17 protein-coding genes are annotated in these 25,321 nt (G+C 39.2%); 16 read left to right on the top strand and 1 reads right to left on the bottom strand.

The features are described 5' to 3' along the window. The first annotated feature begins 22 nt into the window (after nt 1–22). The 4 genes from glgC (at nt 23) to DK428_RS00915 (ending at nt 6,865) form a co-directional block, all read left to right on the top strand. Nucleotides 23–1,333, top strand: a complete 1,311-nt coding sequence (gene glgC / locus DK428_RS00930) for a glucose-1-phosphate adenylyltransferase (RefSeq protein ID WP_109064088.1) — start codon at nt 23–25, stop codon at nt 1,331–1,333. 382 nt (nt 1,334–1,715) lie between these two features. Continuing rightward, the gene (gene glgA, locus DK428_RS00925; protein WP_109064087.1) at nt 1,716–3,155 is read left to right on the top strand and encodes a glycogen synthase GlgA; all 1,440 of its coding nucleotides are present in this window, start codon (nt 1,716–1,718) and stop codon (nt 3,153–3,155) included. A gap of 123 nt (nt 3,156–3,278) precedes the next feature. Further along, nucleotides 3,279–5,744, top strand: coding sequence for a glycogen/starch/alpha-glucan phosphorylase (locus DK428_RS00920; RefSeq protein WP_109064086.1), 2,466 nt, complete (start codon nt 3,279–3,281; stop codon nt 5,742–5,744). A gap of 119 nt (nt 5,745–5,863) precedes the next feature. After that, nucleotides 5,864–6,865, top strand: coding sequence for a CAP domain-containing protein (locus DK428_RS00915; protein WP_109064085.1), 1,002 nt, complete (start codon nt 5,864–5,866; stop codon nt 6,863–6,865). 69 nt (nt 6,866–6,934) lie between these two features. Here the strand turns inward: DK428_RS00915 and DK428_RS00910 are convergent, their stop codons facing one another. After that, complete coding sequence (locus DK428_RS00910; RefSeq protein WP_109064084.1) at nt 6,935–7,540, bottom strand: DedA family protein; 606 nt, start codon at nt 7,538–7,540, stop codon at nt 6,935–6,937. A 213-nt stretch (nt 7,541–7,753) separates the two neighbouring features. Here DK428_RS00910 and rplY point away from each other — a divergent pair, with 213 nt between their 5' ends. The 12 genes from rplY (at nt 7,754) to ftnA (ending at nt 25,309) form a co-directional block, all read left to right on the top strand. Further along, nucleotides 7,754–8,041 (top strand): 50S ribosomal protein L25, encoded by a 288-nt coding sequence (rplY, locus tag DK428_RS00905; RefSeq protein WP_109064083.1) that lies wholly within the window; start codon nt 7,754–7,756, stop codon nt 8,039–8,041. A 145-nt stretch (nt 8,042–8,186) separates the two neighbouring features. After that, complete coding sequence (locus DK428_RS00900) at nt 8,187–8,792, top strand: lipoprotein HlpB (protein WP_109064082.1); 606 nt, start codon at nt 8,187–8,189, stop codon at nt 8,790–8,792. A 118-nt stretch (nt 8,793–8,910) separates the two neighbouring features. After that, nucleotides 8,911–9,789, top strand: a complete 879-nt coding sequence (locus DK428_RS00895) for a D-alanyl-D-alanine carboxypeptidase family protein (RefSeq protein ID WP_109064081.1) — start codon at nt 8,911–8,913, stop codon at nt 9,787–9,789. Nucleotides 9,790–10,035: 246 nt separating this feature from the next. After that, nucleotides 10,036–11,358, top strand: a complete 1,323-nt coding sequence (mukF, locus tag DK428_RS00890) for a chromosome partition protein MukF (protein WP_109064080.1) — start codon at nt 10,036–10,038, stop codon at nt 11,356–11,358. A 28-nt stretch (nt 11,359–11,386) separates the two neighbouring features. Further along, on the top strand, nt 11,387–11,698 hold the full coding sequence (locus DK428_RS00885; protein WP_109064079.1) for a hypothetical protein: 312 nt from the start codon (nt 11,387–11,389) through the stop codon (nt 11,696–11,698). 10 nt (nt 11,699–11,708) lie between these two features. Then, entirely contained in the window at nt 11,709–15,173 is a 3,465-nt protein-coding gene (locus DK428_RS00880) for an acyl-[ACP]--phospholipid O-acyltransferase (protein WP_109089998.1), read from the top strand. A gap of 20 nt (nt 15,174–15,193) precedes the next feature. Then, nucleotides 15,194–15,934, top strand: a complete 741-nt coding sequence (mukE, locus tag DK428_RS00875; protein ID WP_109064077.1) for a chromosome partition protein MukE — start codon at nt 15,194–15,196, stop codon at nt 15,932–15,934. Next, nucleotides 15,934–20,427 carry a chromosome partition protein MukB gene (mukB, locus tag DK428_RS00870; RefSeq protein WP_109064076.1) on the top strand — a complete coding sequence of 1,498 codons (4,494 nt, stop codon included), beginning with the start codon at nt 15,934–15,936 and terminating at the stop codon, nt 20,425–20,427. Before mukE ends, mukB begins: the two co-directional genes overlap by 1 nt. A gap of 65 nt (nt 20,428–20,492) precedes the next feature. Next, on the top strand, nt 20,493–21,407 hold the full coding sequence (locus DK428_RS00865; protein ID WP_109064075.1) for an endonuclease NucS domain-containing protein: 915 nt from the start codon (nt 20,493–20,495) through the stop codon (nt 21,405–21,407). A 3-nt stretch (nt 21,408–21,410) separates the two neighbouring features. Further along, a complete protein-coding gene (locus tag DK428_RS00860; protein ID WP_109064074.1) occupies nt 21,411–22,283 on the top strand; it encodes a DMT family transporter in 873 nt (290 codons plus the stop codon). A 14-nt stretch (nt 22,284–22,297) separates the two neighbouring features. Continuing rightward, on the top strand, nt 22,298–23,722 hold the full coding sequence (gene sbcB / locus DK428_RS00855; RefSeq protein WP_109064073.1) for an exodeoxyribonuclease I: 1,425 nt from the start codon (nt 22,298–22,300) through the stop codon (nt 23,720–23,722). 1,101 nt (nt 23,723–24,823) lie between these two features. Then, a complete protein-coding gene (gene ftnA / locus DK428_RS00850; RefSeq protein ID WP_109064061.1) occupies nt 24,824–25,309 on the top strand; it encodes a non-heme ferritin in 486 nt (161 codons plus the stop codon). The last annotated feature ends 12 nt before the right edge of the window (nt 25,310–25,321 follow it).

The raw sequence follows: 25,321 nt of genomic DNA, 5'->3' as shown, positions 1-25,321 counted from the left end.
ATAACAAAGAATGGAGTTCCCTATGAAAAGTAGTCTTTCCCAATTACCCAACAAATACGATCTTGTCAAAGATACCCTTGTTCTCATTTTAGCCGGAGGCCGTGGCTCACGTCTTCATGAGCTGACTGATAAACGTGCAAAACCGGCACTTTATTTTGGTGGGAATCGTCGTATCATTGACTTTGCGCTTTCCAACTGTATCAATTCCGGTTTAAACCGCATTGGTGTGGTGACGCAATATGCGGCCCATTCATTGTTACGTCATTTGCAAAAAGGTTGGTCTTTCTTACCACAAGAACGTGGCGAGTTCATTGATATGCTGCCGGCGCGTCAACAAATTGATGATTCTACTTGGTATCGTGGCACAGCGGATGCGGTGTATCAAAATATGGCGATTATTCGTAATCACTATAAACCGAAATATATTTTAATTCTTGCTGGTGACCACATTTACAAACAAGATTACAGTCAAATGTTGTTAGATCATGTCACAAGCGGCGCAAAATGTACCGTAGGTTGTATTGAAGTGCCACGTTCCGAAGCCAGTGAATTTGGTGTAATGGCAGTAAATGAAAATTTGAAAGTCAAAGCTTTCGTTGAAAAACCAAAAGATCCTCCAGCTATGGCAGGCAGACCTGATACTTCGTTAGCTTCTATGGGGATTTATGTGTTTACTGCAGATTATCTCTATGACATGTTAAATAAAGAAGTGAACACGCCTTGTACTTCTCATGACTTTGGTAAAGACGTATTGCCTAAGTGCTTGGAAGAGGGAACGTTATACGCCCATCCATTTAGTCGCTCCTGTATGGGACGCAACACAGAAGGTGATATTTACTGGCGTGACGTGGGTACATTGGATAGCTTCTGGCAATCTAATATCGACTTAGTATCTGAAAATCCACAATTAGATATTTACGACCAAACCTGGCCGATTCGCGGTAATCCGGTACAAGCCTATCCATCAAAATTCTTCTATAAAAACTCCAATATTAAGCCGGTAGATAACTCCCTTATTGGTGGCGGTTGCGTGATTACCGATGCTTCAATTAGTTATTCCGTGTTATTCGATGGTATTAAAATCAACGAAGGCTCCGTTATTGATCATTCTGTGGTGCTACCGGAAGTTACGATTGGTAAAAATTGCGTGTTGAAGCATTGTATTATCGATCGCCATTGTATTATTCCTGATGGTATGAAAATCGGTGTGGATCGTGAGTTAGACAGTAAACGCTTCCGTATCAGTTCCACCGGTAAAGTCGTTTTGGTTACCCCTTCTATGTTGAAAAAATTGGAAGGTGAAGAAGTGTTTTCGGAAGAACATTTAGACTAAAAGTGCGGTCGGTTTTAAAAATGTTTTCATTTTTACTCATAAATCATGGAAGTAATTTATTCGCTCCTTCGCGGCCGTTGGTAAAGCCAACGTTCAAAATTCTTCAGGTTTTGTGACCGCATTTTGAGAAAACTAATTCTGGTGCACTCTATGAAGAGTGCGCCAGAGATAAGATTTTTTATTACAACATTGTTGATAGCGTGCGTCTCTAGATGCGTGTTTGTGTTAAACAGTTTTTTTTCAGAAGTAAAGGGGCGCATTAAGAAACGCGTGCTATTTAAATAATTATGTGGGTTAAAGAACATGTTTAATTTTAACCGCACTTTTTTAGGGTAGAGCGTATTAACACGCTATAATAAATCAAGAGTTATTGGGAAATTAAATGAAAGTATTACACGTTTGCTCGGAGTTATATCCTTTATTAAAAACCGGTGGGTTGGCTGATGTGATGGGTGCATTGCCTTTTGCACAAAAAGAAATCGGCATTGATACCCGCATTGTATTACCTGCTTATCCAGCCATTGCAGCAGGAATTCCCCACACCAGCGTGGTAGCAGAATTTGATAATTTTGCCGGTCATATTGTTCTACGTTACGGTGAATACAACGGCATCGGCGTTTATTTAATCGACGCACCGCATTTATATGCGCGTGAAGGCAATCCTTATCATGACGCCAATTATCATGATTATGGTGACAATTACAAACGTTTTGCGTTATTGGGTTGGGTTGGTGCTGAATTAACCACTGGGCTGGACAGTTGGTGGAGGGCGGATGTGGTACACGCTCATGATTGGCACGCCGGACTTACCGCCGCGTATTTACATCACAAAGGTCGTCCTGCGAAATCCGTATTTACCATTCATAATTTGGCTTATCAAGGACAATTTGATTATCGCCATTTATTTGAAATTGGTTTACCGCAATCTATGTTCCATGTTGATGGTTTGGAATTATTTGGTCAAATTTCTTATTTGAAAGCCGGTTTATATTATTCGGATGCTGTGACTGCGGTGAGTCCGACATATGCCAAAGAAATTACTACCTCGGAATTTGCTTATGGCTTACAAGGTTTATTGTCTACATTGCACCAAGAGGGGCGTTTGGTGGGCATTTTAAATGGTGTGGATGAAAAAATTTGGCATCCGCACAGTGATCATTACATTCAACATGCATACAAATTGAAATACATGGGCGGCAAAGCAAAAAATAAAGCCGATTTACAGGCTTATTTTAACCTTCCTCAGCAATCTGAAGCATTATTGTTTGTGATGGTTACCCGCTTAACGGAACAAAAAGGCGTGGATTTATTGTTGGAAAGTGCCGATGAAATCGTTAAACAAGGCGGGCAACTTGCGATTCTCGGCTCAGGTGCACCGCACTTAGAAGCCGGCATTCGTCAATTAGCGGAAACATACCCGCAAAATATTGCGGTAAAAATAGGCTATGATGAGGCGTTGTCTCATTTAATGGTCGCCGGCGGTGATGTAATTTTAGTACCAAGTCGTTTTGAGCCTTGTGGTTTGACACAATTATACGGCTTGAAATATGGTACATTGCCGCTGGTTCGCGCCACCGGTGGATTAGCAGATACCGTGGTTAATGCTTCCGTAGAAAACATTCAAACCCGAACAGCAACTGGTTTTGTCTTTACTCATGCAACGGCAGATGATTTGCGTCACTCCTTGCAGGCGGCATTTGCTTTATGGAAAAAACAACGCTTATGGGCAACCGTTCGAGTTATTGCAATGGAACAAGATTTTAGTTGGCAAATTTCTGCAACTCATTACCAACATTTATATCAACGAATTTTATCCAAGTAATGAAATACTTATCTTCCGCATAAAGAAAAAATGGGCTTTGTGTGGAAGATTGTGGTTGTTTTTTTATCTTGAATGATTAAAATTCCATCCGTTTTTTTACTATTAAACTGAGGACTATTTTTTATGATAATGGATAATTTTGATTCTCCATTCCTGTATGATCATCCTGAAATCAATGTAGATTCATTGAAGAAGACGATTGTCTATAAACTTATTTTTCTGATTGGCCGTTCTCCAAAAGAAGCAAGCCAACGGGATTGGTTAAATGCCACATTGTATGCTGTGCGTGATTTCGTCACTGAAGGTTGGATTTCCACTGCACGCCAAGCCAGAGCAGAAGATTCTCGCCGTGTTTATTATCTTTCTATGGAGTTCTTAATTGGCAGAACTTTATCTAATGCTATGATTGCAGAAGGTATTTACGATATTGCCAAAGAAGCGCTTTCCGAATTAAACGTAAACTTGGAAGACATTATTGAGAAAGAAGTGGATCCAGGGTTGGGTAACGGTGGTTTAGGCCGTTTAGCTGCGTGTTTCATGGATTCTATTGCTACTTTAGGATTGCCAGGGATGGGATACGGTATTCGTTATGAATATGGTATGTTCCGCCAAAAAATTGAAGATGGTCAACAAATTGAACGTCCGGATGCATGGTTAGAAAAAGGTGCACCGTGGGAGTTTATTCGACCATCTAAGCGTTTTACAGTACCTTTTGGCGGTAGTATCCACTTTGAAGGTAAAAAATGTATTTGGAATAAAGGCGAGCAAGTGGTTGCGTTAGCTTATGACCAAGTGATTCCAGGCTATAAGAATGACTCGGCTTCTACGTTGCGTTTATGGTCTGCTCATGCCGGTGAATTATTTAATTTAGAAGACTTTAACCGTGGCCAGCATGTTGCCGCGATGGAAGGGCGTGCTTCTATTAAAAATATTTCCCGAGTGTTGTATCCTGACGATTCTACTTGGAATGGCCGTGAGTTGCGTTTACGTCAAGAATATTTCCTTGTTTCTGCGTCATTACAAGACATCATTCGTCGTCATAAACGCTCTCATGCTACCTTGGATAACTTAGCAGATAAAGTCGCAATTCATTTAAATGATACTCATCCGGCACTTGCCATTCCTGAGTTAATGCGCGTGTTAATTGATGAAGAAGGTTTTGAATGGCAAAAAGCTTGGGATATGACTCGTCGTATTTTCTCTTATACTTGCCATACTTTAATGTCTGAAGCCTTAGAAACTTGGCCAATCGAAATGATGGCGAAAATCTTGCCTCGTCATTTACAAATGATTTTTGACATTAACGATCATTTCTTGGAATACGTTAAAACTTATGTCACTACCGATATGGACTTTATTCGTCGCGTTTCTCTTGTTGAGGAAGGCTATCAACGTAGAATTCGTATGGGTTGGTTGTCCGTAGTTGGTTCACATAAAGTGAATGGTGTGGCAGCAATCCATTCCGATTTAATGGTGACATCTACTTTCGCTGATTTTGCCCGTATTTATCCTGAACGTTTCACTAATGTAACCAACGGTATCACGCCACGTCGTTGGATCGCCGTTGCTAACCCTAGATTGGCAGCCTTGTTTGATAAATATATCGGCAAAGAATGGCGTAAAGATTTAGCGCAAATTGAAAATCTAAAATCACATGTGAATAATGCTGAGTTAAAACATGAAATTGCAGATATCAAACATGCGAATAAAGTTAGATTGGCTAATTATGTGAAAAAAGAATTAGACGTAGACATTGATCCGAATGCCTTGTTTGATGTTCAAGTAAAACGTATTCATGAATATAAACGCCAAATTCTTAATGTATTACACATTATTGCCCGTTATAACGAAATGTTGGAGCATCCTGAAAAAGACTGGCAACCTCGTGTCTTTATTTTAGCCGGTAAAGCCGCTTCAGCTTATTATGCGGCAAAACAAACCATTCATTTAATTAATGATGTTGCCCATGTGATTAATAATGACGAACGTTTACGCGGTCGATTGAAAGTTGTATTTATTCCGAATTATAGTGTCAGTTTGGCGCAATTAATTATTCCAGCAGCGGATATTTCTGAGCAAATTTCCTTAGCCGGTACGGAAGCCTCCGGTACCAGTAACATGAAATTTGCACTTAACGGTGCACTTACACTAGGTACCTTAGATGGCGCAAATGTGGAAATTCTGGAAAATGTTGGTAAAGATCATATCTTTATCTTTGGTAATACCGTCGAACAAGTAGAACAGTTACGCCGTGAAGGTTACCATCCGTTTGATTTTTATCAACGTGATACGGAATTGAGAACTGTAGTTGATCAAATCATTAACGGTCGTTTTTCACCAAATGATATAAATCGCTACCAACAATTACTACAAGGTTTGCAATATCATGATTTCTATCAAGCTTTTGCGGATTTCCGTAGTTATGTAGATACACAAAAATTAGTGGATGAAAAATATAAAAACCGTGATGCATGGATTGATAGTACCATTCAAAACATTGTCAACATGGGATATTTCTCTTCTGACCGTACAATTAAAGAATACGCGGAGAATATTTGGCATGTTGAGCCATTAAAATTAACGCGGTAATTAAGCAGTTAAAAATAAACCCCATTCCTAATATTAGGGATGGGGTTTTCTTTACACGGTAATTTAATTAACAAATTTTGAATTTATTTAAACCTATTTTATTAAACTAAGGAATTTCAATGAAACCAATTTTTACTATTTTATCGTTATCCTCTTTGTTGCATTCTGTCATAGTCTATGCCGAAGTTGGAACAGTGCATACAATGCGGGAATTTTCTTATCGCAATGAAGCGGAGAAAATACAGGCGGAAGAGATTGCGTTAAAAATGTTGCGGTCAGCTTATGATTATTTTCCGGATATCGAAAATTGTTATGCGGGGAGCGTAACCTCTGATCAAAAAAGACGAGTGTTAAAAGAGCTTAATGCGATTCGCCGAGCTCACGAATTGGAAGAGGTAAAATATGATGCGTCTAAAGATCGTGCAACAGCCGCATCAGCGCTGATTTCCGCTGCAAATGGAAAATTGGATCATTACCCAAACAATCGAATGAAATGCTATTCTCAAGAGGGATATAACGGTAGTAGTCAAAGCAATTTACATTTAAGTCAGGATAGTTTGATTTTTGTGAGAGATGATTTTGCCGAGCAAGTCGTAGATGGGTTAGTGATTGATGATAACGTGTATTCTTTGGGACATAGGTTATGGTTTTTGGATCCATTTCTAGGTGATATTTCTTATGGACGTTCTACAAAAATAGATCGTAATAAAATAGTGCTGGATGCGGCAACAATTTATATCGGTAACCAACGAAAAAGTGCGGTGAATACAAAGGTTGATTATGTGGCTTACCCATATAAGAACTATAAGGCCAATTGGTTTTTACATGATTGGTTTCACTCGTTTTCGGTGATTGTTGATAAAAATGAAACCTATTTTAACCGCACTTTAGTCGATTTTTCACGGGCGGAAATTAAAGTCAGCAGTGCCGATGGAAGAACCTTAAAAGTGAGCGAAGTGACTTATTCTACTCATCAATCAAAGAGTGCCGGGTTGGGTAATGTACTTCAATGGCGTGTTGGCGGAACACGGGATAACGAGCGTTATTACGTTAAAATAAAAAATGTTTTAGTGAATGGACAAGCCAAGGATTATGAGTATTGGTTCAATATCGAATCTTAGAAAAAAGGAAACCCCATTCGTGATTGAATGGGGTTTGGTTTAAATTCATTACAAAAAAAGACCACACTTTTATTTAGCTGATTTTATTTTTCGACTTTTATACCATTTCCATGCTAAGAACAAGGCTAAGATGGCAATGAAAATATAGATAATTGATTGACCTTTTTTGATTTGCGCATGTAACCAATCTAAATTACTTGCACCGAAATCACCTAGATACACCCAAATCGGCACGGAGATAATAGCTGCGAAAAAATCCAATAAAAGAAAACGGGTGAAACTTACCCGACGGGTAATGCCGGCAACCATATAAATAGGAGCACGCAATCCCGGTAGAAAGCGGGCAACAAATAACACACGGTTGCCGTATTGGTCAAATTTGCTACGTACCATTCGTAAACGCTCTAAAGTTAAAAAGCGACGAATAGGGCGGAAACGTAGGATTTTTGTACCGTAAATACGGCCGAGCCAATACATGGTGCCATCACCTAACAAAACACCAAATAAGCTGACGGCTAACATAATATGGACGTTGGCATAGCCTAAGCCCGAGATAACACCGCCGGAAACCAAGGTGATGTCTTCCGGAATTGGAACACCGAAACCACAGATAATCAGAACAAATAGCACGGCGAAGTAGCCGTAGTTGCTAAAAAAGTCAATTAAAAATTCCATTAAATATATGCCCTTAGATAAATGAAAATGGCGTGCTATTTTAGCCTGTTTTACGTTGGAATATCTAGGATAAAATTACAGGATTTGATTTGCTTTACAATCGGTAATTCACTATAATTACCGACCTCAAAGTTTAGGCTTTGAGCAATATTTGTGAAATCGCTGGGTCGCCTGCGATTTTTTAATTTTAATCTTTAAAAGAGAACATTCAAAATGGCATTTAAATTCAACGCTGAAGTTCGTACAGCGCAAGGTAAGGGTGCGAGCCGCCGCCTGCGTCACAACGGTCAAATTCCTGCTATCGTTTACGGTGGTAGCGAAGAACCTGTTTCTATCATTTTAAATCATGATGAAGTAAACAATGCACAAGCACACGATGCTTTTTATTCTGAAGTGATCACATTAGTGATCGGTGGTAAAGAAGTTGCAGTAAAAGTTCAAGCAATGCAACGTCACCCGTTCAAGCCAAAACTTGTACACATTGACTTCAAACGTGCTTAATTGTAAAAACTCCGGTGTATTGCCGGAGTTTTTCTTTATAAGACATAAATTATTGAACAAATAGTTTTATTCTCTGTCTAAAGCCGCGTATTTTGCTCGATTAGTTGGGTTAATACTTGTCAATAAATTAATAAAGGACTTTTTTATGAATAAATTCACTAAAATTAGCGCAACTGCTTTATTTGCTCTTTTTTTAACCGCTTGTGATAAACCGGCAGACAAAGCGGCGGATACCAAAACTGATGCAGCAGCTCAAACTCAATCTGCACCGGCAAAAACTGAAGTAGCAAAAGCGGATACTAATACCGATGAAGCGGCTGATTACAAAAAATTAGTTGATTGGAATAACGGCCAAGAACAAACTCAACTTCAAGCACAACAAAAATTCCAACAAGATTTAGTTGCTGCGGTACAGGCAAAAGATGACAAGAAAGTACAAGAAGCAATTGATACTTTCAATAAATCCGTACAAGACACGATCAAAAGTTTAGATGCGTTAGACATCAAAGCGGATTCTGTAAAATCCGTCAAAGAACAAACTAAAAACGTACTTGGTTTAGCCAGCAATTTATTAGTTGAACAAGCTAATGTAAGTTTAGCCAATCCATCTGAAGCTCAACAAAAAGCTTATATGGAAAAAGCTGAAAAATTGAAAGAAGCAATGTTAGAGTTACAAAAACAAAGCGTTGCATTAGAACAAAAATTTAATCCGACTCCGGCTGTGCCTGCAAAAGCGCCAGAAGCTAAATAATTTTAGTTGATTGCAAATAACTATCGCCTTATTGCTTTTAGCAATAAGGCGATTTTTTTAACGTTATCCCTTGAAAACTGCTAGAATAACGCGTAGTTTTTATTTTGCAGAATATCCTATGTTAAAAAAGATTTTTCCCTTTCTTCTCGTCATGCCGACGTTTGTCATGGCGCAGTCTTACGTGGTGTATGATTTTACCCATAATAAAGTGTTGGAAAGCGGTACGCCGAATAAGGTACGTCCTATTGCTTCAGTCACAAAATTAATGACGGCAAATGTGTTTTTGGAACATAATAAAAATCCCCGTTGTATGGCATCCATCACTAACGAAGACTACGATTATATTAAAGGTACACATACCAAACTGCCAAAATATACACCGATTGCCTGTCGTGAATTGTTAAAAGCGATGTTGGTACATTCCGATAATTATGCCGCTCACGCGTTGTCTCGCTCCGCAGGCATGACCCGCCAGCAATTTATTAAAAAAATGAATGAAAAAGCTAAACACTTAGGGATGCGTTCAACCCGTTTTAGCGACAGTTCCGGTTTGTCCAACAGTAATGTATCCAGTGCTATGGATTTGGTAAAACTGGCTAAATATTCCTTGGCTAAACCGGAAATCAAAGCTCTATCAAATCTTTCCACCGCCTATATCCAAGCCGGGAAACGCAATATTTTTGTGAAAAACACTAATAAACTGGTACGTGATGAAATGTTTAGCGCTGCTATTAATAAAACCGGTTATATTCGTGAGTCAGGCTATAACTTGGTGTTTGTTAATAACATTCCTTGCAATCAGGCTACCATTGGCGTTATTAGCCTAAATAACAGTTCTTCTGCATTTCGTTCTAATTTTACGAAAAGTAAATTGGAAAAATACGGTTGCACAGTGCTAAATGGTCGAAAATTTAAGAGTTTTGAAGATGATATTCAATATGAAGAAGGCTATGATGAACAAGGCATGGATGAATTAATCAAAAAGGTAGCGGGGTAGAGAAGAAACCGCCATTGTCCAACTTTTATGAATGTGTATTTTTAATAGAAATCTTTTCTTTATCCGGAAAATTTTTATTTATAAATTCAATTATTCAGATATTCTTTCTTCCCTTTCAGACCGAATCAATGTTGAAAAAACGCTGTATTTTTCACCGCACTTACCACTTTCAAGCTGTTAGAAAGATCAAAATCCTGTATAATTCAAACAATTTTTTGCTTAAATAACGTGTTGTGAGATCCTCTAATGCTTGAAACATCACAAACTATTCCTGAACTGGTTTCATGGGCGAAAGAACGTGAATTTTCGTTGAATTTGCCAACAGAACGTCTCGCCTTTTTACTCGCCATCGCTATTTATAATAACGAACGCTTTGATGGAGAAATGATTGAAACGGACTTGGTGGATATTTTCCGCCATATTTCCAAGGCTTTCGAGCAATCCCAAGAAACCATCGCCACCCGCGCCAATAATGCCATCAACGAATTGGTTAAACAGCGCTTTCTTAATCGCTTTAGTAGTGAATTTACCGAAGGCTTAGCCATTTATCGTTTAACGCCTTTAGGTGTGGGGGTTTCTGATTATTATATTCGTCAACGTGAGTTCTCAGCGTTACGTCTTTCCGTACAGCTTTCTATTGTTGCTGAGGAAATTCAACGGGCGTCTGATTCCGCCGAAGAAAATGGCGATGAGCATTATTGGCGTCGTAACGTGTTTGCTCCCCTAAAATATTCCGTAGCAGAAATTTTTGACAGTATTGATTTGTCACAACGCATTATGGATGAAAATCAGCAGACCATTAAAGATGAAATTGCCGCGTTATTAACCAAAGATTGGCAGGCCGCTATTTCCAGTTGTGAACAATTATTAGATGAAACCTCCGGTAATTTACGTGAATTACAAGATACCTTAAATGCTGCCGGAGACAAATTACAAGCGCAATTGTTGCGTATTCAAGATTGTGTGATTGGGCGTAGTGAGTTGTATTTTGTTGATGAATTGATCACCAATTTACAGGCGAAGTTAGACCGCATTATTAGCTGGGGCCAACAGGCGATTGATTTGTGGATCGGCTATGACCGCCATGTACATAAATTTATCCGTACGGCCATTGATATGGATAAAAACCGTGTATTTTCCCAACGTTTACGCAATTCCATTCATAATTATTTTGATCAGCCATGGTTCTTATGGACGGCTCAAGCAGAACGTTTAGTGGACTTGCGTGATGAAGAATTAGCATTACGTGAAGAAGATGCACTGGGTGAATTGCCTGAAGAATTGCAATATGAATCTTTAGCCGATATCCGCGAGCAAATTGTAGAACATATGCAAACCTTATTGGTGGATTTTCGTGAACATCAACGCCCGATAAATTTAAGTTTGGTTTTAAAACAGCAATTAGAACATTATCCATTGTCACAGCATTTTGATGTAGCACGTATTATTGTGGATCAGGCTGTGCGTCTAGGCATGGCAAGCTCTGATTTAAGTGGTATTTATCCAATTTGGGAAAGTATCAATGACAAGGGCGCCGAAGTGCAGGCTAATGTAATTGACGAATATTAAAGTGCGGTCGTTTTTAGGAACGTTTTTTATGAAACACAAAACGCTTAAATTTTTAACCGCACTTATATTGTTCGTTATATTGTTACTTCATTCTTATGTTGGCATCGTCACAATTGAAGGTGAGTTCGGCGATGGTTATGCTTTTTTTATCAAGAAAGAATTTACAACCCAAGTGATGTTTTATGCTCCTCTAGTAATGCGGGATTATGGTCCTGACGTATCGAATGAAGAATTTGAAAAAATTGTCGAATTTTGTGAAATCGTGAAATCCCCACAGGATTGGAATTGTGATGAGACACCATTTTTATTGGAAAAACAAAAACGAGAACTAAAACAATAACGGAAACATTATGAAAGAATTACTGAAAATCCGAGGGTTTTTACCTTATCTAGCCATTGCATTTTTAAATGCCAGTGTAGATTTGGCACATAAAATCACTATTCAAAATGTGCTTCTCAAAAGTTTTGATGGTGATACCTTGGTGGTATTAACCGCATTAGTCAATGCAATGATCTTATTGCCGTTTGTGTTCTTATTTTCTCCTGCTGGTTTTATTAACGACAAATATTCTCATACCAAAGTCATTCGCTATGCTGCCGTTGTTGGTGTATTCATTTCTTTTGCGATTTTTCTAAGTTATTTGGCCGGCGCTTTTGAAATTGCTTTTATTTTAACGCTGATTTTGGCGGCCCAAAGTGCGGTCTATTCTCCGGCTAAATATGGGATTATCAAATCTATTGTCGGTACGGAGCATTTGGGGGCGGCGAACGGTATTATTCAAGCCTTAACCATTGTAGCGATTTTATTTAGTTCCTTTGCTTTTTCGTATATTTTTGAAGTCATTTATGTCGCAAGTGATAATCCATCGCAAATTCTTTCCAGTATTTATTTCATTGGTTTTCTTATCGTAATTTTTAGCGCTCTGGAAGCTATTTTTGCCTTTAAGCTGCCATTCTTTGCAGCGGTAGAAAGTGAAGAAGAAAGAACGCAATTTAGCACTAAAAAATATTTCTCGTTAAGCTATTTAAAAGAAAACGTCAAACTAGTGCGTTCAGATAAAAATATTTGGTTGAGCATTATTGGGTTAAGTATTTTCTGGGGTGTTTCTCAAGTTATTGTGGCTGCATTCCCGGCACATTATAAAATGCTGTTTAATGACGACAACGCGTTGGTTATTCAAATGATTTTAGCCATCAGCGGCATTGGATTGATTTTCGGTTCATACATTGCCGGCGCCATGTCGAAATACCATATTGAATTGGGTATTGTTCCTCTGGGCGCATTAGGATTGTTTTTGTCCTTATTTTTCTTAGCGTCTTCCGGTAGCGTTGCCATTATTAGTTTCTGTTCGTTCTGTTTTGGTTTATTCGGCGGCTTGTTGATTGTGCCATTGAATGCCACTATTCAGTTCTTCGCCCCGAAAGCCAGCATAGGGAAAATCCTTGCCGGTAATAACTTCGTGCAAAACATTGCGATGATTGGTTTCTTGTTGCTCAGCATCGCTTTTGTGTATGCGGATATTTCAACTACCGGTTTATTTATATTCGTTGCCGTAGTTTGTTTTATTGGCTCTTTATATGCCATTTTGCAAGTACCGCATTTATTTACCCGTTTATTTTTATTGGTATTTTTAAAAACCGGTTATCGCTTCCATGTAGAAGGATTAAAAAACTTGCCGCAAAGCGGAGGCGTGTTATTGTTGGGGAACCATATTAGTTGGATTGACTGGTTGGCTTTACAAGCTGCCAGCCCACGTGCCATTAAGTTTGTGATGTATCGTGGTATTTATAACAAATGGTATCTCACTTGGATTTTCAAGTTCTTTAAGGTGATTCCGATTGGCGCGGGCTCTAGCAAGGAAAGTATCGAAACCATTCGCCAATATTTAGAAAACGGCGAAGTGGTAGCCTTATTTCCTGAAGGGCATATCAGCTATAACGGCCAAATTAACGAATTTCAACGCGGCTATGAACTCAGTATTAAAGAATGGCAGGATGTCTGTGTTGTGCCGTTTTATTTGCGGGGCTTATGGGGTTCGAGCTTCTCCCGTGCCGATGCTCACTATAAGGAACTCACCAAACAGCGCGGCAAACGCGATATTATTGTTGCTTTCGGTAAACCAATTCGTGAGTTTGTCGATCACGTTGCCATGAAACAGAAAGTGGTGGAGCTATCTTTTTCCTCTTGGGAAAACTTTATTGCGCGCCAACAACCGCTAACTCATTATTGGTTAGATATGGCGAAAGGTAATTTGTTGGGTGAATGTGTTGTCGATAGCATGGGGACCGAACTTACCAATGCCAAATTTATCAGCGCAGTGTTGGTGTTTAGTAAGCTATTTAAACAAACCCTGACTAATGAAAAAAATGTTGGCATCTTGTTGCCAAGTTCTGCCATGGGTGCCATTGTGAATATGGCGTTATTTGTGAACGGTAAGGTACCGGTAAATCTAAATTACACCCTGAGCGAACAAAGCATGGCATTGGCACTGAAAAAAGCCAATATTCAACAAGTGATCACTTCTGAAAAATTTCTTACTAAATTAAGCGGTAAAGGCTTTGATTATCAGGCATTGTTAGCGGATAAAGCGGTGATGATGGAAGAATTAGGCAAAGCCGTTAGCAAAACACAAAAAACGTTGGCATTTTTGACCGCACTTTTCATGCCTGCAAATTGGATTAAACTATTTAATTTTGCTGATGTTAGCTTGGATGATACGGCTACTATTTTATTTAGTAGCGGCAGTGAAGGGGAACCGAAAGGCATTGAATTAACCCATAAAAACCTGCTGACCAATATCCGCCAAATCAGTGACTTATTAAACTTCAGAAAAGACGATGTGATTTTAAACTCATTACCGATTTTCCATTCTTTCGGTTTAACCGTGACAACGTTACTTCCTTTATGTGAGGGCGTAAAAATGGTCAGCGTGCCTGATCCGACGGATGGTGCAACAGTTGGGAAAATGGCGGCACGGCATAACGCGAGCATTTTATTCGGTACTTCAACATTCTTCCGTCTTTATATTAAGAATAAAAAACTGCATCCGCTGATGTTCCAGAATGTTCGCATGGTAGTTGCCGGTGCAGAAAAACTGAAAACCGATGTGAAAGAAGCATTTCGTTTGAAGTTCGGTTTAGAGATTTATGAAGGTTACGGCACGACGGAAACCGCTCCGGTTGCTGCCGTGAATATGCCGAATATTTTAGAAAAAGAAACCTTAAAAGAACTCACCTTCAATAAGCAGGGCTCCGTCGGTTTACCATTGCCGGGCACCATCATTAAAATTGTTGATCCGGAAAGTTTGCAGGAATTGGCAACAGGCGAAGACGGTTTAATTTTAATCGGTGGCGGGCAAGTGATGAAAGGATACTTAAACGATGCGGAGAAAACTGCTGATGTCATTGCCGAAATCGACGGTGTGCGTTATTACAAAACCGGTGATAAAGGACATATTGATGAAAACGGTTTTATTACCATTGTTGACCGTTATTCGCGCTTTGCTAAAGTGGGGGGCGAAATGATCAGTTTAGGCAGTGTGGAAGAGCAAATCGCACAAGTCTTAAATGACGATGTACAGTTCACTGCAGCCAATGTACCCGATGAGAAAAAAGGCGAAGCCGTTGTGCTTTTAGTGAAAACCGAATTAGATATTAATGAGGTCATCAATATCTTAAAAAATTCAGCCATACCGCCGTTAATGCAACCGCCTTTTGTCTTTAAAGTAGATGAAATCCCAACGTTGGCAAGCGGCAAAGTGGATTTCAAAGGGGCGAAAAAGCTCGCCGTGACATTAGTAGAAAATAACGAATAAACCCAAAACAGAGAAACAACATGACAGAAAATAACCTTGAAGTAATTTCCCCAAAATTGGCAGCTGCCATTGCCAATCCGTTATTTCCGGCTGTGGACAGCCAGTTGCGTTCCGGTAAGCATATTGGTACGGAACATTTGGATAACCACGCTTTTTTACTTGATTTTCAAACGGAACTGGATTTGTTCTACCGTCGTTATAATGTGGAATTGATTCGCGCACCGGAAGGTTTTTTCTATTTACGTCCGAAAGCGACAACACTCATTGCCCGTTCTGTCTTAACTGAATTGGAAATGTTAGTGGGCAAGGTGTTGTGTTATTTGTATTTAAGCCCGGAGCGTTTAGCGCAACAGGGGATTTTTAACACGCAGGAAGTGTATGATGAGCTACTGAATTTAGCGGATGAAGGCAAATTGCTAAAAGCGGTGAATCAACGTTCCAGCGGTTCTGATTTGGATAAACAAAAATTGGCAGAAAAAGTGCGTGCGGCAATTGGTCGTTTGCGCCGTTTAGGCATGATTTATACCGTAGGCGAACCGAACAGCGGCAAATTTACCATTTCCGAGTCCGTATTCCGTTTTGGCGCGGAAGTGCGTGCGGGTGATGACCCGATTGAAGCACAATTACGCTTAATTCGTGATGGTGAAGCGGCTACGCCACAATCTTTACAAGCAGAAAAAGCGGCATTACAAAGTGACGTGGAGAACGGCGAAAATGAGGCTGATGTTGAAGACGAATTCGTAGAAGAGGAACAAGAATAATGACTGAAGAATTATCCCTGGAAAATGAAGTAATGGATACGGCGGCTTCTGGTGTAGCGCCGGTTATCTTTAACCAAAACAGTGGGGTAGAACGCGGTAAGTTCCGTTCTTTAACGCTCATCAACTGGAACGGCTTCTTCGCCCGTACCTTCGATTTAGACGAATTGGTCACGACACTTTCCGGTGGTAACGGTGCCGGTAAATCTACCACCATGGCCGGATTTGTGACAGCATTGATTCCGGATTTAACCTTATTGCATTTCCGTAACACCACAGAAGCCGGTGCCACAAGCGGTTCTCGTGATAAAGGTTTGCACGGTAAATTGCGCCCGGGCGTGTGTTACGCGGCGTTGGATACCATCAACTCCCGTCATCAACGGATTATCGTTGGTGTCCGTCTGCAACAAGTGGCAGGCCGTGACAAAAAAGTCGATTTAAAAACCTTTTCTATTCAAGGCGTGGAATTGTCTGTCAATCCGACCGCACTTTTCACCGAAACCATTAACGAACGTCAAGCGCGCGTACTGACCTTAAATGAACTAAAAGACAACGTTGAGCAGAGCGGCGCACAATTTAAACAATATCATTCCATCACCGATTACCACGGCATGATGTTTGATTTGGGGATTATTCCAAAACGCTTACGTTCTTCTTCAGACCGTAGCAAATTCTATAAGCTTATCGAAGCCTCTTTATACGGCGGTATTTCCAGTGCCATTACCCGTTCATTACGGGATTATTTATTGCCGGAAAATCTTGGTGTGAAAAAAGCCTTCCAAGACATGGAAAGTGCTTTACGTGAAAACCGTATGACGTTGGAAGCCATTAAAGTCACCCAAGCGGATCGTGATTTATTCAAGCATTTAATCACTGAATCGACTAATTATGTGGCAGCAGATTATATGCGAAATGCCAATGAACGTCGTGGCAACATTGAAAGCGCATTGGGTTTCCGTCAAGAATGGTATAAAGCCAAATCCGAACAGGATTTATCGCAACATCGTTTGGTTGATTTAAGCCGTGAAGCCGCCGAATTGGCAGAAAATGAAAGAATCCTGGAAGTGGATCATCAAAGCGCGCTTGATCACCTGAATTTGGTGTTAAATGCGTTACGTCATCAGGAAAAAATTTCTCGTTATCAAGAAGATGTCAACGAACTGACCGAGCGCTTGGAAGAGCAAAAAATGGTGGTTGAAACCGCCAACGAACAATTGGAAGAAAGTCAGGCGCAATTTGAACAAACAGAACAAGAAGTTGACAACTTGCGTTCCCAATTAGCAGATTATCAACAAGCCCTTGATGCACAACAAACTCGCGCATTGCAATATCAACAAGCAATTCAAGCCTTAGAAAAAGCCAAGACTTTGTGCGGATTAGCCGATTTATCGGTAAAAAACGTGGATGCATATCACGAAGAATTTGAAGCGCAAGCGGAAGTGTTGACGGATAAAGTACTTGAGTTAGAGCAAAAGATGTCTATTTCCGAGGCGGCGAAAACGCAATTTGATAAAGCCTATCAATTGGTTTGCAAAATTGCAGGTGAGGTGCCACGTTCTGCCGCGTGGGAAAGTGCAAAAGAACTGTTACGCGAATATCCGACACAAAAGCTTCAAGCGCAACAAACACCGCAATTGCGTGCTAAGTTACATGAGTTAGAGCAACGCTTAAATCAACAACAAAGTGCGGTCAGATTATTAAACGATTTTAATCAACGTGCGAATCAAAGCTTAGAAACAGCGGATGAATTAGAAGCATTCTATGGCGATCAAGAAGCCTTAATTGAGGATTTATCTGCTGAACTTTCTGATTTAGTTGAACAACGTTCAACCCTACGTCAAAAACGTGAAAATTTGACCGCACTTTATGAAGAAAATGCGCGTAAAGCGCCGGCTTGGTTAACCGCTCAAGCCGCATTGGAACGTTTGCAGGATCAAAGTGGCGAGCAATTCGAGGACAGCCAGGATGTGATGAATTTCATGCAATCACGATTGATAAAAGAACGTGAATTGACCATGGAACGCGACCAGCTAGAACTTCAACGTCAGCAATTAGATGAGCAAATTAGCCGTTTAAGTCAGCCGGATGGTTCGGAAGATGCCCGTTTGAATGTGCTTGCAGAACGTTTCGGTGGCGTGTTGCTGTCTGAATTATACGATGATGTGCCGATCGAAGATGCACCTTATTTCTCTGCCTTATACGGCCCGGCACGCCACGCTATTGTGGTGCGTGATTTGAATGCGGTAAAAGAGCAACTCGCTAATTTGGAAGATTGTCCGGAAGATTTGTATTTAATCGAGGGCGATCCGGCGGCATTTGACGACAGCGTGCTGTCCGCGCAAGAGCTGGAGCTTGGTGTGGTTGTTCAGGTGTCAGATCGTGAATTACGTTATTCCAAATTCCCTGAAATTCCGTTGTTCGGCCGTGCTGCCCGTGAAAAACATTTGGAAGAATTACAGGCTAAGCGTGAGGAAGTGGCGGAGCAGTACGCACAACGTGCTTTTGATGTGCAAAAATGTCAGCGTTTACATGAGCATTTTAGCCAGTTTGTTGGCCTGCATTTAGCCTTGGCATTCCAACCGAATCCGGAACAACTGATGGCGCAAACCAATCAACAACGTAATGAAATTGAACGCGAGCTTAATCAATTGGTGATTGGAGAGCAACAAATTCGTCTTCGTTTAGATGATGCGAAAGAAAGAATGCAGTTGTTGAATAAATTAATTCCGCAATTGCCATTATTGGCTGATGATAGCTTAACTGATCGCATTGAAGAATGCCGTGAGCAATTAGATTTGGCAGAGCAGGATGAATTATTTATCCGTCAGTACGGCGTCACGTTGTCACAATTAGAACCGATTGCTAACACCTTGCAAAGCGACCCGGAAAATTACGAGCACTTAAAAGCCGATTATGAACAAGCCATTCAGCTACAAAAACAAGTACAACAAAAAGTCTTTGCCTTGGCGGATGTGGTGCAACGCAAAGCGCATTTCAATTATGCGGAAAGTGTACAAACGGAAACCTCTGAATTAAACGAACAGTTACGCGCGCGTTTAGAACAAATGCAGCAACAACGTGAAATTCAGCGCGAACAATTACGTCAAGTTCAAGCGCAATATGCTCAGTACAATCAAGTGTTGATTCAATTGCAAAGTTCTTTCAACAGTAAAAATCAAATGTTGCAGGAATTGATGCAAGAAATTGGTGAATTGGGTGTGCGTGCTGATGAAGGCGCGGAAGAACGTGCCAAAATTCGTCGTGACGAGTTATATCAACAACTTTCTACTAATCGCCAACGCCGTTCTTATATTGAAAAACAACTCACACTTATCGAAAGTGAAGCGGAAAATCTGACTCGTCGTATTCGTAAAGCAGAACGTGATTATAAAACCCAGCGTGAGTTGGTGACGGCAGCGAAAATGAGTTGGTGTGTGGTGCTTCGTTTATCCCGTAATTCTGATGTAGAAAAACGCTTAAATCGTCGTGAATTAGCCTATTTATCCGCAGATGAGTTGCGCTCCATGTCGGATAAAGCGCTAGGTGCGTTGCGTACAGCGGTTGCTGACAACGAATATCTGCGTGATGCTTTGCGTTTATCAGAAGATAGCCGTAAACCGGAAAATAAAGTGCGGTTCTTTATCGCCGTATATCAACATCTGCGCGAACGTATTCGTCAGGATATTCTGAAAACCGATGACCCGATTGATGCAATTGAACAAATGGAAATCGAGCTTTCTCGCTTAACGGAAGAATTGACCAGCCGTGAACAAAAATTGGCGATAAGTTCTGAAAGTGTGGCGAATATCATGCGTAAAACCATTCAACGTGAACAAAATCGCATTCGTATGTTGAATCAAGGCCTACAAAATATCGCCTTTGGTCAGGTGAAATCGGTACGTTTGGTGGTAAATATTCGTGATACGCATGCCATGTTGTTGGATGCGTTATCCGGTAATCAGTCGGATTATCAAGATCTGTTCAGCGACAACCGTATGACTTTCTCCGAGGCCATTGCGAAGCTATATCAACGTCTCAACCCACATATCGATGTAGGGCAACGTACTGCGCAAACTATCGGTGAAGAATTATTGGATTATCGTAATTACCTTGACTTAGAAGTGGAAGTTTACCGTGGCGCAGATGGCTGGTTACGTGCAGAAAGTGGCGCATTATCCACCGGGGAAGCCATCGGTACCGGTATGTCCATCCTCTTAATGGTGGTACAAAGCTGGGAAGAAGAAAGCCGTCGTATTCGTGGCAAAGACATCGTGCCGTGCCGTTTATTATTCCTAGATGAAGCGGCTCGTCTTGATGCGAAATCCATTTCTACGTTGTTCGAGTTATGCGAACGCCTGGATATGCAACTATTGATTGCTGCACCGGAAAACATCAGCCCGGAAAAAGGCACCACCTATAAACTGGTGCGTAAAATCTCCGGTAATCACGAACACGTTCATGTGGTCGGATTACGCGGATTCGGCGCAACAGACTAGTTTAATAAAAAGTGCGGTTAAAAAATGAAGTGTTTTTTGACCGCACTTTTACCTAGAGACATCCAATGAAAATCTTCACGATAAAAAAAGGGCAATTTAGCCAACTTAAACAACAAAAATTTAAGTTAGAAAAAGATATTCAGCGATTATTTGAGCAAAATCTCTCATTGATAACAGACGACTATCTGTTTATTAGTTCTGAATTTTCTATTAAAAATTCACGTATTGACACATTAGCTTTTGATAAGGAAAGCAATGCTTTTGTAATCATTGAATATAAAAAACAACAAAATACCAGTGTAGTTGATCAAGGTATTTCTTATCTAAATTTGATGCTTGAATATAAAGCAGATTTTATCATGGAATACAATGAGACACAGAAAAATCTACTCAAACGCAATGAAGTAGATTGGTCTCAATCAAAAGTTATTTTTGTTTCCCCTACCTTTAATGATTTTCAAATTCAAGCGACTAATTTTAAAAATCTTCCTATTGAATTATGGGAGGTAAACCGTTTTGATGACGAGATTATTACGGTAAATATCATTAATAAGTCAAAATCGGCACCGAATATTAAATCCGTAACAACAGAAAAATCAGAAGAGTTTGAATCCCTTAAGGAGATTCAAGTGTACGAAGAATCTGATCATTTAAATGATAAATCTGATGAAATTAAAGAACTTTATGAGGAGTTCAAACAAGCAATCTTAAACTTAGATAATAATATCGAGATTACCGCAAGGAAATTATATATCGCATTTAAAAAAGAGAAGAATGTGGTGTGTCTACGTGTTCAGAAAAAAGCCTTAAAAATGTGGATTAATCTTCCTTATCATGAATTAGATGATCCTAAAAGATTAGCGAAAGATGTAACAAATACGGGGCACTGGGGGAATGGTGATTGTGAAATCATCGCTCAAGACACGCAACATCTTGAATATATTATGAGTTTAATTAAGCAATCACTTAATAAGGAATAAAAAATGCACAACCTCATTATCGCCGTTCTCTGTAGTGTTGCGGTGTCTGTATTATTAAAAGTTGCCCGTAAACGTAATATTGTTATTCAGCAAGCTATTGCTTTTAACTACATTGTTGCATTGTCACTTAGTTGGTTTTTATTAAAACCGGATTTCAAAGGACTTGAGTTTACTGACTTTATCGCACAAAGCGAAAATACGCCGATTTTCTTAGCATTAGGTATTTTATTGCCAAGCGTGTTTATTATTATGTCCAAAGCCGTAGAATTCGCCGGAATTGTACGTTCTGATGCGGCACAACGCTTATCCTTATTTTTACCCATTCTCGCTGCGTTTTTAATCTTCCACGAAACCCTAAGTCAATCAAAAGTCGTTGGTATTGTGTTGGCATTTGTCGGGTTATTTTGCCTTTTAAGTAAACCAAATGAGCAAAGTGCGGTCGCTTTTCGAGGTATTTTGGGCTTAGTCGGTGTGTGGTTTGGCTATGGCATCATCGATATTTTGTTTAAACAAGTAGCGAAAAGCGGGGGAGCATTCCCAACGACTTTATTCATTGCGTTTTCCTTGGCTGCCTGCATTATGTTTATTTACTTGTTATTCAAACGAACTCAATGGAATGTCGCAAGTTTTGTGGGCGGCATTATTTTAGGTGTGCTAAATTTCTTCAATATTCTGTTTTATATTAAAGCTCACCAGAGTTTTGGTTCGAATCCAACATTAGTTTTTGCCGGCATGAACATTGGGGTGATTTGTTTAGGTACGATTACCGGCGCATTAATTTTTAAAGAAAAAATCAGCAAAGTTAACTGGTTAGGTATTGTATTCAGCTTGTCTGCAATTTTCTGTTTGTATTATCTAGATAAAATCTTGGCTTAAATTTGAGAAAAGTGATGGCAAAAAACGATTTCAGCTTTTTCATTTACGACTATGAAAGTTTTGGTGTCAATCCGGCTACCGATCGTCCGGCGCAATTTGGCGGTATTCGTACAGATGCCGATTTTAATATTATAGGCGAGCCCATTGTGTTGTATTGCAAGCAAACCAACGATTATTTGCCTGCTCCGGAGGCTGTGTTAGTGACAGGCATTACACCACAGGAGTGTAATGAAAAAGGCCTGCTGGAACCGGATTTTGCCGCTCGAATTTTACAGGAATTCAGCCAACCAAATACCTGTGTCATGGGCTTTAATAATATTCGTTATGACGACGAAATGACACGCTATACCTTTTATCGTAATTTTATTGATCCTTATGAATATAGCTGGAAAAACGGTAATTCCCGTTGGGATTTGTTGGATTTAGTGCGTGCGTGTTATGCCTTGCGTCCCGATGGCATTGAGTGGCCTTTGGATGATGAAGGCATGCCGAGTTTTCGTTTGGAAAAACTGACGAAAGCGAATGGAATAGAGCATACGAATGCGCATGACGCCATGTCTGATGTGTATGCCACCATTGAAATGGCAAAATTAATTAAGCAAAAACAGCCGAAGTTATTTCAATATTTCTTTGAAAATCGTGGGAAAAAAGAGATTGAAAAACTCATTAATACCGCAGAAATGACGCCGTTAGTGCATGTGTCGGGAATGCTAGGAAATTACCGCGGAAATACGACATTAATTGCACCTTTAGCTTGGCATCCAACGAATAAAAATGCTGTTATTGTATGCGATTTAACCGCCAATATTGATGATTTGCTAACAAAATCGGCAGAGGAGTTGCGTGAAAATCTTTATACGAAGAAAGAAACGTTGTTAGAGTCTGGAGTGCTTCCTGTTCCGTTAAAGCTCATTCATATCAATAAATGTCCTATTGTAGCGCCGGAAAAAACCTTATTGTCTCAAAATGCTGAACGTTTAGGGATTGATCGAGAGTTGTGTGCACAAAATCAACAGAGTTTGTTGGCATCTAAGGATATTCGTCAAAAAGTTATGGATATTTTTCAGCAAGATCGCGAGTTTGAAGCATCTGATAATGTTGAAACTGAACTTTATAATGGCTTTTTTAGTGATGCTGATAAAAACAATATGGCAATTTTACGCACTTTAAAGCCCGAAAAGCTCGCTGAACATAATCTGAGTTTTCAAGACCCAAGAATCCCTCAATTGTTGTTTCATTATCGCGCCAGACATTTTTATCGCACATTAAACCGAGCTGAACAAATTAAATGGCAAAAATATTGCCGGAAAAAATTAGATGCTGAAGTTTTGCGATTTGAGCAAAGCCTTCAAGAGTTAGCTGCACAAAATGAGAACAATGAAGAAAACCTCACTTTATTACAAAAAGTTTATGAATATGGCAATAAGATAATTGGTTAGAAAGTGCGGTCAAATTTTTTAATGTTTTTTCAATAGAAGAAAAGAGACAACGTCACTAAATATTAAATAATGAAAACACGCTGGATGAAAATTCAGCGTGTTTTTTTATTATGTATTTTAAAAATTCAGCATAATGAAGCCTGATAATTACCTCAGATTTCACGTAGCGCGATCTATTTCATATAGTTTATCTATAAAACAGAGTAATTTTTATAGTAAAAACATGACATTAAAATGGATAGACATAAGTTGTGATTTAGGCTCATTAGAATACTTTTATCGACTTCATTTCTTATTGAAGAATTATTTACATTTCAAATTTAAAGTCCATAACTTCATTTCTTAATTTGTTATATACCTTGCTAAAGCGAGTTTTTGTCTAGTTTTACTAGTAAGAGTGACTTGTGCATAAGTCTGTGTTTTTATTAAATAGTAGTGTTTGTTTACTTTGTCACTAACTTCGCATAACACATATTATGTTAAATATAAAATTACAAAAGTAACATTTAGGTAAATGATGCTATGACTCTTCTAATTCATTACCATGTAACGTCTTAAGGTCAGATTTTTGGTTTTATTAAATGAACTAATGATTAGGAAATATATAGACGCTTCTTTTTCAATGTTGCCACGACGTTCATTGGCATTTACTTTTCATACATCACTTTACAAAATGACTATTTTGAGATTATTAATAATGATCATGTCTCTTTTTAGTGATAACCCTATGTAAAAAATCGGAGATAATTTTGGGATTAAAGCACGGTTAATCTAAAGAAGGAAAATTGTCTTTTGATCTAAATTGAGTTCAGTGCATATACAATAAACCGGAAGCTATAACGACTCTTTATCTACTCTTTTTTATCCGGTCTATGGGGAAGCGTACTTTAACAATTTAGTTACAATTGAGAATTTATTTCAGTAACTTTATCTAAATGAGAATTGTTGTTATTGTAAAATTTATTTAAAATTAATGTGTTACATAAAAATAATTTTAAATTTAGGTTGACTATTCTCAATTGGATGAATAAAATGTGCACAGCAAATTAAGTTGTATTGTGATTAATCTTTTAACAAAATCATTAAGGAAAGGTGTTGGTTATGCTTAGTAAAGCGATTACAGCAAAATTAAATGAACAAATTAATCTTGAATTCTATTCGTCAAATGTTTATTTACAAATGAGTGCATGGTGTGACAACCATGGTTATGAGGGGGCGGCAGCATTTTTACTTCGCCACGCAGATGAAGAATTAGAGCATATGCAAAAATTATTCACTTATGTAAGTGAAACTAGCGGTATGCCGTTATTGGGTAAAATTGAAGCGCCTAAACACGATTATGCTTCATTAAAAGAAGTTTTTGAAACAACATTAGAACATGAAAAACTAGTGACATCCAAAATCAATGAATTAGTTGAATGTACTTTTGCTGAAAAAGACTACTCCACTTTCAATTTCTTACAATGGTATGTAGCAGAACAACACGAAGAAGAAAAATTATTTAACAGTATTGTTGATAAATTTAAACTTCTTGGTGAAAGCGGCACAGCGCTTTACTACATTGATCGTGAGTTAAAAACTTTATAAGAATAGGAGAAA

The sequence above is a fragment of the Aggregatibacter kilianii genome (assembly GCF_003130255.1).
Lineage (GTDB): Bacteria > Pseudomonadota > Gammaproteobacteria > Enterobacterales > Pasteurellaceae > Aggregatibacter > Aggregatibacter kilianii.
The sequence above is the reverse complement of the archived record's forward strand: the minus strand, read 5'-3'. Positions and strand labels throughout refer to the sequence as shown.

What these genes read in the sequence shown, in the direction of transcription:
- glgC (WP_109064088.1), top strand. Translation starts at nt 23, where the DNA reads ATGAAAAGTAGTCTTTCCCAATTACCCAACAAATACGATCTTGTCAAA.
- glgA (WP_109064087.1), top strand. Translation starts at nt 1,716, where the DNA reads ATGAAAGTATTACACGTTTGCTCGGAGTTATATCCTTTATTAAAAACC.
- DK428_RS00920 (WP_109064086.1), top strand. Translation starts at nt 3,279, where the DNA reads ATGATAATGGATAATTTTGATTCTCCATTCCTGTATGATCATCCTGAA.
- DK428_RS00915 (WP_109064085.1), top strand. Translation starts at nt 5,864, where the DNA reads ATGAAACCAATTTTTACTATTTTATCGTTATCCTCTTTGTTGCATTCT.
- DK428_RS00910 (WP_109064084.1), bottom strand. Translation starts at nt 7,540, where the DNA reads ATGGAATTTTTAATTGACTTTTTTAGCAACTACGGCTACTTCGCCGTG.
- rplY (WP_109064083.1), top strand. Translation starts at nt 7,754, where the DNA reads ATGGCATTTAAATTCAACGCTGAAGTTCGTACAGCGCAAGGTAAGGGT.
- DK428_RS00900 (WP_109064082.1), top strand. Translation starts at nt 8,187, where the DNA reads ATGAATAAATTCACTAAAATTAGCGCAACTGCTTTATTTGCTCTTTTT.
- DK428_RS00895 (WP_109064081.1), top strand. Translation starts at nt 8,911, where the DNA reads ATGTTAAAAAAGATTTTTCCCTTTCTTCTCGTCATGCCGACGTTTGTC.
- mukF (WP_109064080.1), top strand. Translation starts at nt 10,036, where the DNA reads ATGCTTGAAACATCACAAACTATTCCTGAACTGGTTTCATGGGCGAAA.
- DK428_RS00885 (WP_109064079.1), top strand. Translation starts at nt 11,387, where the DNA reads ATGAAACACAAAACGCTTAAATTTTTAACCGCACTTATATTGTTCGTT.
- DK428_RS00880 (WP_109089998.1), top strand. Translation starts at nt 11,709, where the DNA reads ATGAAAGAATTACTGAAAATCCGAGGGTTTTTACCTTATCTAGCCATT.
- mukE (WP_109064077.1), top strand. Translation starts at nt 15,194, where the DNA reads ATGACAGAAAATAACCTTGAAGTAATTTCCCCAAAATTGGCAGCTGCC.
- mukB (WP_109064076.1), top strand. Translation starts at nt 15,934, where the DNA reads ATGACTGAAGAATTATCCCTGGAAAATGAAGTAATGGATACGGCGGCT.
- DK428_RS00865 (WP_109064075.1), top strand. Translation starts at nt 20,493, where the DNA reads ATGAAAATCTTCACGATAAAAAAAGGGCAATTTAGCCAACTTAAACAA.
- DK428_RS00860 (WP_109064074.1), top strand. Translation starts at nt 21,411, where the DNA reads ATGCACAACCTCATTATCGCCGTTCTCTGTAGTGTTGCGGTGTCTGTA.
- sbcB (WP_109064073.1), top strand. Translation starts at nt 22,298, where the DNA reads ATGGCAAAAAACGATTTCAGCTTTTTCATTTACGACTATGAAAGTTTT.
- ftnA (WP_109064061.1), top strand. Translation starts at nt 24,824, where the DNA reads ATGCTTAGTAAAGCGATTACAGCAAAATTAAATGAACAAATTAATCTT.